Source organism: Oleiphilus sp. HI0117, from assembly GCF_001635235.1.
Window position 1 is genome coordinate 1 of the sequence record NZ_LWGA01000650.1, and the last position, 7,864, is coordinate 7,864.

8 protein-coding genes are annotated in these 7,864 nt (G+C 42.9%); 4 read left to right on the forward strand and 4 right to left on the reverse strand.

Annotated features, from left to right (window positions below):
• The first annotated feature begins 1 nt into the window (after position 1).
• The gene (locus A3757_RS08385) at positions 2 to 172 is read left to right on the forward strand and encodes a glutaredoxin domain-containing protein (protein ID WP_082872078.1); all 171 of its coding nucleotides are present in this window, start codon (positions 2 to 4) and stop codon (positions 170 to 172) included.
• 66 nt (positions 173 to 238) lie between these two features.
• On the opposite strand, the gene A3757_RS08390 is transcribed toward A3757_RS08385, so the two are convergent.
• The 4 genes from A3757_RS08390 to A3757_RS08405 form a co-directional block, all read right to left on the reverse strand.
• Positions 239 to 1,027 (reverse strand): energy transducer TonB, encoded by a 789-nt coding sequence (locus A3757_RS08390; RefSeq protein ID WP_068513268.1) that lies wholly within the window; start codon positions 1,025 to 1,027, stop codon positions 239 to 241.
• A 3-nt stretch (positions 1,028 to 1,030) separates the two neighbouring features.
• Entirely contained in the window at positions 1,031 to 3,241 is a 2,211-nt protein-coding gene (locus A3757_RS08395) for a DUF1631 domain-containing protein (protein WP_068739416.1), read from the reverse strand.
• A gap of 203 nt (positions 3,242 to 3,444) precedes the next feature.
• Positions 3,445 to 4,698 (reverse strand): HlyC/CorC family transporter, encoded by a 1,254-nt coding sequence (locus tag A3757_RS08400; RefSeq protein WP_068510844.1) that lies wholly within the window; start codon positions 4,696 to 4,698, stop codon positions 3,445 to 3,447.
• A 32-nt stretch (positions 4,699 to 4,730) separates the two neighbouring features.
• A complete protein-coding gene (locus A3757_RS08405; protein WP_068510840.1) occupies positions 4,731 to 5,528 on the reverse strand; it encodes an inner membrane protein YpjD in 798 nt (265 codons plus the stop codon).
• An 85-nt stretch (positions 5,529 to 5,613) separates the two neighbouring features.
• On the opposite strand from A3757_RS08405, the gene ffh reads away from it, so the two are divergent.
• From ffh to rimM, 3 genes are all read left to right on the forward strand, one after another.
• The gene (ffh, locus tag A3757_RS08410) at positions 5,614 to 6,981 is read left to right on the forward strand and encodes a signal recognition particle protein (RefSeq protein ID WP_068554712.1); all 1,368 of its coding nucleotides are present in this window, start codon (positions 5,614 to 5,616) and stop codon (positions 6,979 to 6,981) included.
• 183 nt (positions 6,982 to 7,164) lie between these two features.
• Entirely contained in the window at positions 7,165 to 7,413 is a 249-nt protein-coding gene (rpsP, locus tag A3757_RS08415) for a 30S ribosomal protein S16 (protein WP_068510835.1), read from the forward strand.
• 55 nt (positions 7,414 to 7,468) lie between these two features.
• Positions 7,469 to 7,864: ribosome maturation factor RimM (rimM, locus tag A3757_RS08420; RefSeq protein ID WP_068739417.1), on the forward strand; the 396-nt coding region annotated here is incomplete at its 3' end.

The following is a 7,864-nucleotide window of genomic DNA, read 5'->3' on the forward strand; positions in this document are numbered from 1 at the left end:
TATTTTAGAACACCCTGAGTTGAGAGAGAACCTTAAGGTTTACTCAAGTTGGCCGACATTCCCGCAGCTATACATAAAAGGTGAACTTGTAGGCGGTTGTGATATTGTCACCGAACTGTACGAGTCTGGTGAGCTGAAAAAGATGGTAAGCGCTGCTGCTTCCGCTGAATAAGTTGTACTTTAGCCGACTTTAATCTCGTCTCAAGGTCGGCTCTCTTCTTCTTTTTTTGTGTTCTAGTTATTTACTGATGTTTTTGTTTTGGTAGATGATGAAAGGAATGTCATATTTGTACCCTTTTTGAATATCTTCATGAGGTGGCGTTGGGAAAGGGCTCGCTCTATAAGCCGCTTGTAACGCTAATTCATCTATTTTCATAATTCCACTAGGCTCTTTTATCAAAGCGTTTTTTATTGCTCCATTGGGGAATAAGCGAAGCGTTATTGTATAGGCAACTTCTTTACGTTTGTGAGTGTTCATTACCGCATGAAAAGGGTCGTATAGAGAGTCCTTCCTGAGTGCGCTCAAAAGTAAAATCTCGTAGTCGCTGAGTTGCTCAAGTTCCTTGCTCGAGACTTGTTTTGTCTGGCTGGGTTTAAGGCTTTGCTTATCGCGGCTGAAAATATTTTGTAATCCGTGAATTGCCGTGCTTGGATTAGATCCACGAAAAGCAGGGCTGTCTAGCCGAGTGTGTTTGTCCGACAGCTTCTTCACGGCATTTTGATTAGGACTTAGGCTGCCTTTTGATGAGGAGTCACGTTTAGTTTGGGTGTCGCTTTTAAATTGCGATTGGTTAAGTGTCGCTAAATATTCTTGTGCTGCGCGTGAGTTTTCTTCGGCGCTAAGTGATGAGCTTGAAAATTGCGAGCTTCTGTCTGCAGATACTAGCTTGAAGGGGATAGTCTTTTCCTTGGTTTCAAGGAATGATATGTCGAGCCAGTAGATCAATAGGGCCAAGATTGTGTGAATCAAAATGGCAGCGAAAGCCGCTAAGCTGAGCCGAAGACTTTGGTTGCTCTCGGTATTCACAAATTAGAGTGTACTTGCTTTCTGGCTTAGGCTACTGGTTAGTGCGTTCATGGCTCTATCAATTAGCAGTCCTTGCTCTAGAACAATTGTGTGCTTCCTTTTTAGATCATTCGCCAGGTCGGTTTTGGTTTTTTCACAAGACTTTAGCCCCATGCGATTGACGAAAATATAGCTATCTGCATCATTGATGACCGCTGACAGCTTGCATCGCTGTTTGCTATCGTTGTTTGTAAACTCAAACCAAGTGCCAACTTCAATTTGCTCAATTTGCTCAATATATTTATTTAAACTGGAGTCTATCGATGCTTGTTGGCGCTCAATTGCAGTTTCAGCCTTTGGCTCGTTCTCCTCATTTACAGGAGGAACAATATTATGACTCAAGTTAAATGAGTTTTGCTTAAATGTGTTTGTGAGTGTTGAGCGAATCTCGACAAGTGCCTGGTCAAGATCGGCTGTATTATAGGAAACTTCTTCAAGACCTGACTTAAGCTCTTTTAATACTTTAGGGGCAATGGCGATCCAGTACTGGCGATCTTTAGGTTTTTCAAACGGCTGCAAACACCAGATTAGGTTCTCGGCTGTTTTACAGCTGTGTTCCCACTGATGCTCTTCTTCGTCTTTCAGGTATGCTAGAAACATAACGCGACTCCAGCCACCGCGAATTGTTTCAAGGACTAAGTCAGGAATAGAAATTTGAGAGCTATCTAGCAATGAATCTAGCTTATCTTCGACACATTTTTGAGCTTGGCGAGACTTAATTTGGCCAATTTCAGATTCCTTTGTTCTTTGCTCGACAATCTTAGATTTCTTTTCTTCTTTTTTAACAAAAGCACTAAATTCTTCATATAGCTTTTCAAAAAGCTGGATATCGCCGGTAAAGTTATCAAGAATGTTCTGAACTGTATCAAAAATTGCCTGGTAAAGCGCATCGCCTTTGTTTTGTGTTTCGTTCCAGCCTATACCTGCTTTAGCTAGCGAGTTGAGGAGCTTGCGGGCAGGGTGTTTGCTAGAGCTGAAGAAACTATTGTCTTTAATGACTACTTTGAGTATGGGTATTTGTAAGCGGCTAATGAGGACTTGTATCGGCGCAGCCAGATTATAATCCTCTAGAATAAATTCAAATAGCATTGAGACAAGGTTGATCAAGTCTTCATCTATTTGCTTAAATTTTGGTTGGGTTGTTGGCTGATCGCTGCCTTGGCTTAGTTGGGCTTTTAGCTGCTGATGAATATTAATAACCTTAGGGTCAGCGCTATTGTTAGTTGATGGCGCTATATCCTGGATGGCAGAGAGTAGCGATATTAAGTCTTGAGTGCTCACATATTGAGTGGGCAGGCCAGTATTGTAATCAGCACTGAGCGCTTGGGGGCCTAGATTATTACGAATATTTGCTAGTAAGTTTTGCAGCTGAGGTAGTACATTTGTAGTGTTTTGCTGCTTGGCAGTCGTGTCTTCGGAAGCATGCGTTGATTTATCATGTGGCGAAGAGGCAGTCTTGCTACCTTGCTTGGTGCGAGGTGCTTTTAGCGATGGCATAATGCCAAGGCGTATTAATGTTTTGTTGGCTTCGTCTAGCACAGGACCAAGGTTTGATAGAACATATCGATCAAATTGCTTAAAAACAATTAACCGCTCTTTTAACTCTATTTCAAGCACTTCACAGGCGCTTGTAAAGCTTTCTATTACGTCTTTTAAGCCTAGAGGAAGGTTTGCATCTTCATTGTTCTCGCAGCCGTATAGGTTGCAAATTCGAGTATGAAACTGAAGTAAAGGGCCTTGAAAATTTGCCTGGGCTTTAGTCGCCATAGATGATATCGCGACTTCCTCTTCGAGGTCGTCATTCTGAACTAGGCTTAGACTTTCAAAACCTTTCGGTTCGACTGGTGCGTTTAGTTTCGAAGAGGGAGTAAGAACTTGCTCAAGGGAAAACTGCGCTTCGATACTGGACTTAAAGTCATTCTCAATATTCTTGCGCTTAATGCGAATATCGCGCATTGCTTCAAAGAAGCGGTTTTGTTCATTGTTGTTTCTAGCATTGTTAGCAAGCTCGAAAAAAGAGTCATCTATGCCGTCAAACATGCCTTGCAGAAGGGCATGCATGTCTCTTACAACAATATTGCAAATTTTGAGAGCTTCAGCTGATCTTGCGTTATCGAGCCTGGAAGGTCGACTATTGCGATCTCCGATAAAGCTAACGCTAGATGACTTATTCATCGTCCTTTCCCGTATGCTGAATGACTTTCAATGCTTAACAAAAATAAAGGCACTGAACAAAAGCAGGTACATCTTACCCGCAATATAAAAATTATTACTACTTCTATATCAATCCTGAGATTATAAAGCAAATATATATAAAAAAAATAACAAATTATTACATAAGACAAAAAAAATGAGTGGTGCGTTTGTTTTTTCAGTTTCTATGGTGAAATTTGGGCGGTTCTAATGACGTTATCCTTGATTTGTCTGATTTCTGTCCGGTGATGCTGAAGGTAAAGGCAAACGGGGGTGTCAGGTATGGTTTCGAGAGTTTCCGTTATCAAGCCGTTAAGTGTCTTCGGACCGTTGACAGGTAGGTTCCAGCCAAGTGTTTTGTTAATATTTCGAATCGTGGCTGTGCCATCGATGAGAAATGAACCATCTTCTTGAGGTGTGATGTCTTGGCTGCTGCTTGAAGAGTAATCAGTAGTGAACTCCCCAACAATTTCCTCCAGAATATCTTCCATTGTGGCAATGCCGAGAGCGTCGCCATACTCATCAACTACAATGGCAATTCGACGTTTCTCCCGCTGGAAGTGTATTAGCTGGGTGTTGAGTGTAGTACTCTCAGGAGTGAAGTAAGGTTCTCTGCAAGCTTGAAGTAGCATGGCTTTGTTCGGTTCGTCATTTGAAAGTACGCGAGTCATGCTGCGAAGGTGTAGGATGCCAATGATGTTGTTTATATCGCCCTTGTATACGGGGAGGCGTGTGTGTTGGGTGGTTTTTAGTTGCTGAAAAATATCATCCAGGTCATCGTCTATATCGATGCCAACAATCTCGTTTCTGGGAATCATGATGTCGTTAACGGTGACTTTCTCTAGGTCTAGAATCCCCAGTAGCATTTCCTGGTGTTTGCGTGGGATCAAGGTGCTAGATTCATTAACAAGTGTTCTCAGTTCTTCTCGGCTTAGGTGGTTTTCTTCTTCTCCGTTTGTACTAAAGCCGAGTTTTGTTAATAGGAAATTAGTAACAAGGTTAACTGACCAGACAGCTGGGTAGAGTAGCTTTAGTAGAGGTTTTAGTATGTGTGCGGCGGGAAAGGCAACCTTTTCCGGGTGGTAGGCTGCAATGGTTTTAGGTGTTATCTCAGCAAAAATTAGTATAACTAGCGTCAAGATTGCGGTTGCAATTGCGATGCCTGCGTCACCCCATAGTCGAATGGCAATGACCGTTGCTATTGACGAGGCTAGTATGTTTACAAAGTTGTTTCCAATTAGGATGACGCTAATTAATTGATCGGTTCGATCTAGTAGATTGCTGGCTTTCTCCGCGCCTTTATGGCCATTTTTCTTTAGGTGTTTAAGTCTGTAGCGATTGAGCGACAGCATGCCAGTTTCTGAGCTAGAGAAAAAACCAGATAAAATGATTAGAAAAAGCAGAAATAGTAATAGAGAAGGTATAGAGGCGTCGTTCAATGTTGTTTACCGTTTATATGAAGGTTGTCGGGTTATTTGCTTATTGTTTCAAGAACTAGCTTGCTACCGAAAAAACCTAGCATTAGAAGGCTAAAGCCCCAAAGTGTCCATTTGCTGGCTGTGATTCCTCTCCAGCCATAAATTTTTCTGCCTGCGAGTAGTGCAGAGAATGTGAGCAGAGCAAGAATTGATAAAACGGTTTTGTGTGCCAAGTGTTGAGCGAATAGGTCATCGACAAAAATGAAACCGGCGAGAATGGCAAGAGCAAGCAGGATAGTGCCGCTCCATAGCATTTCAAACAGTAAGTTCTCCATGGTCAGGAGTGGCGGCAAATTGCGCATTAGTATAGTGTGGTTTCGCTTCTTTAGGTTGTTGTTCTGCATATGAACAAGTAATGCTTGTACGGCGGCAATCGAAAAGACGCTGTAGGCAATGAGTGATAATATAACGTGTATAAAGATGCCGCTGCTTTGTGGTGAGAATGATTGGCTGCTGTCGTTAAAGGCGAGTAGGGTGATTACGCTAAGTGCAGCGCAAGGGTAAACGGCAAGAAAAATTGCTTGGAGTGGTTTTCTGCTGGATGCCAATAAAAGCCCGATAACAATAACGCAGGCGATAAGTGATGCTGAGTTTGAGAAGCTAAAGGCGGCGTAGTTGTCACGGAAGGTTTGCTCTAAAGTAACTATTAGCTGCAAGCTTGCCGCACTGGCTCCGATTAAAAGGGAGATGAAGTGCTTGGCATTAATTTTTCTGAGATACACGAGGGTTTGATAGATTGTCCCTGTGAAATACAGTCCGACCGACAAAAAACTGAGTACAAAGATATTCATTATTTAGCTTGATGTTCAACTTATGGCTGTTAAATGGTTATAATGCGCCGTTTGCAATTACATAGCAATAATATAGAGATTAAACATGTTTGAAAATCTGAGCGATCGCTTATCAGAGAGTCTTAAAAAAGTTACCGGCAAAGCCCGCTTAACTGAAGATAATATTAAAGGAACTTTGAGAGAAGTTCGAATGGCATTGCTTGAGGCTGATGTGGCTTTGCCAGTCGTTAAACAATTTATTGGGCAGGTTAGAAAGCGCGCGATTGGTTATGAAGTCATGCGTAGCTTATCGCCCGGTCAGGCATTTATTAAGATAGTGAATGCTGAGCTGGTTGAAATGATGGGGGCTCAGTCAGAAGGCTTGAGTTTAAATGCCCAACCTCCGGCTGTTGTTTTGATGGCGGGTTTACAGGGTGCGGGTAAGACTACCTCTGTTGCCAAGCTGGCTCGTTACTTGTCTGAGCGGGAAAAGAAAAAGGTAATGGTTGTGAGTGCGGATGTTTATCGTCCTGCGGCGATCAAGCAGCTTGAAACATTGGCTGGAGAGGTGGGAGCGAACTTCTTCCCGAGCACCACTGATCAGAAACCAATCGATATTGCTAATGCAGCGATATCTGAAGCCAAGAAAACCTTTTGCGATGTCTTGATTGTCGATACAGCGGGTCGATTGGCTATAGATGATGAAATGATGCTTGAGATTAAAGAGTTGCATCAGGCGATTACTCCGGTAGAAACCTTATTCGTTGTTGACTCTATGACGGGGCAGGATGCAGCAAATACTGCGAAGGCCTTTGATGAGGCTCTGCCATTGACGGGTGTTATTCTGACAAAAGCTGATGGCGACTCCCGTGGTGGTGCGGCATTGTCTGTGCGCCATATTACCGGCAAGCCTATCAAGTTTATGGGGATGGGTGAAAAAGTCGATGCATTAGAGCCGTTTTATCCGGATCGTTTGGCTTCTCGAATTTTGGGGATGGGTGATGTTCTGACTCTGATTGAAGAGGCTGAGCGTAATCTTGATAAGAAGAAAGCTGAAAAACTTACTAAAAAGATCAAAAAGGGTAAATCCTTTGATTTAGAAGATTTTCGCGACCAGTTGCAACAAATGAAAAACATGGGTGGTGTTGGTAATTTGCTGGATAAGTTGCCGGGTATGGGGCAGATGGCAGAGGCTGCACAACAGCAAGTTAATGATAAGTCTTTAGGGCAGATGGAAGCGATTATATCCTCGATGACGCCCAAAGAACGTCGCTTCCCTGATACTGTTAACAATTCTAGAAAACGTCGTATAGCGGCAGGTTCAGGTACGCAGATTCAAGATATTAATCGTCTGTTAAAGCAGCACAAGCAAATGCAAAAGATGATGAAGAAATTTTCTTCTAAAGGCGGTATGGCGTCGATGATGAGGGGGATGAAAGGAATGATGCCTCCAGGCGGCGGTGGACCGTTTTAAGTGTTAAGAAAAACTGGAAATCGCAGCAGGGCGCTCTGAATTATTGCGATATTGTAAAAAAACAGAAATTAGTGTTTTCAATTCTAGAGTAATGCTCTAGAATATGCGCCCTTTCGAGCGCCGTCATCCTGCTTTGCGGGTGTGGTGTGGGAATTTTTTAACTGGAATCAGGATTTACAACGAATGGTTACTATCCGTTTATCTCGTGGTGGCTCTAAGAAGCGCCCATTTTATCATCTAACAGTTACAGACAGCCGTTCTTCACGTGATGGTCGTTATTTGGAACGTGTTGGTTTTTTCAATCCTTTGGCACGTGGCCAGGAAGAACGTTTAAGAGTTGATTCTGACCGTGTTCAGCACTGGTTAGATAAAGGTGCTCAGACTTCTGACCGAGTTAAGACACTTTTGAAAGAGTCTGCTAAAGCTGCGTAAGGCCGTTTAAGTAGTCTGGAAAGCTAACATTGATACCGGCTGGAAATAATTACTCATGAGCAAAGCTACAGAAAAAGCTGTAATGGGTAAGATTACCTCGGTATACGGTGTTAAGGGTTGGGTGAAGGTGTTTTCCTATACTCAGCCTAAAGAAAATATTTGCCAATATAAAAATTGGACTCTCGAAGGTGGCAGCAAGAACGGATCGGTAACCGTGCTTAGCTGCAAAGCTCATGGCAATGGTCTGGTCGCCCAGTTAAAGGGGTGTCATGATCGCGATGAGGCTAAGCAGTATTGTGGTTCGTTGATTTCTGTACCTCGAGAAGAATTGCCGGAACTGCCTAGCGGTGATTACTACTGGCATCAGCTTCAAGGTCTGAAAGTATTTGCTTCAGGGTCTGATGTAGAAGAGAAGGTTTTACTTGGTCGTGTTGATCATTTGATTGAAACC

Excerpts from the sequence above, each read along its gene's own strand:
- A3757_RS08395 (WP_068739416.1), bottom strand. The coding sequence starts at position 3,241 with ATGAATAAGTCATCTAGCGTTAGCTTTATCGGAGATCGCAATAGTCGA.
- A3757_RS08405 (WP_068510840.1), bottom strand. The coding sequence starts at position 5,528 with ATGAATATCTTTGTACTCAGTTTTTTGTCGGTCGGACTGTATTTCACA.
- ffh (WP_068554712.1), top strand. The coding sequence starts at position 5,614 with ATGTTTGAAAATCTGAGCGATCGCTTATCAGAGAGTCTTAAAAAAGTT.
- rpsP (WP_068510835.1), top strand. The coding sequence starts at position 7,165 with ATGGTTACTATCCGTTTATCTCGTGGTGGCTCTAAGAAGCGCCCATTT.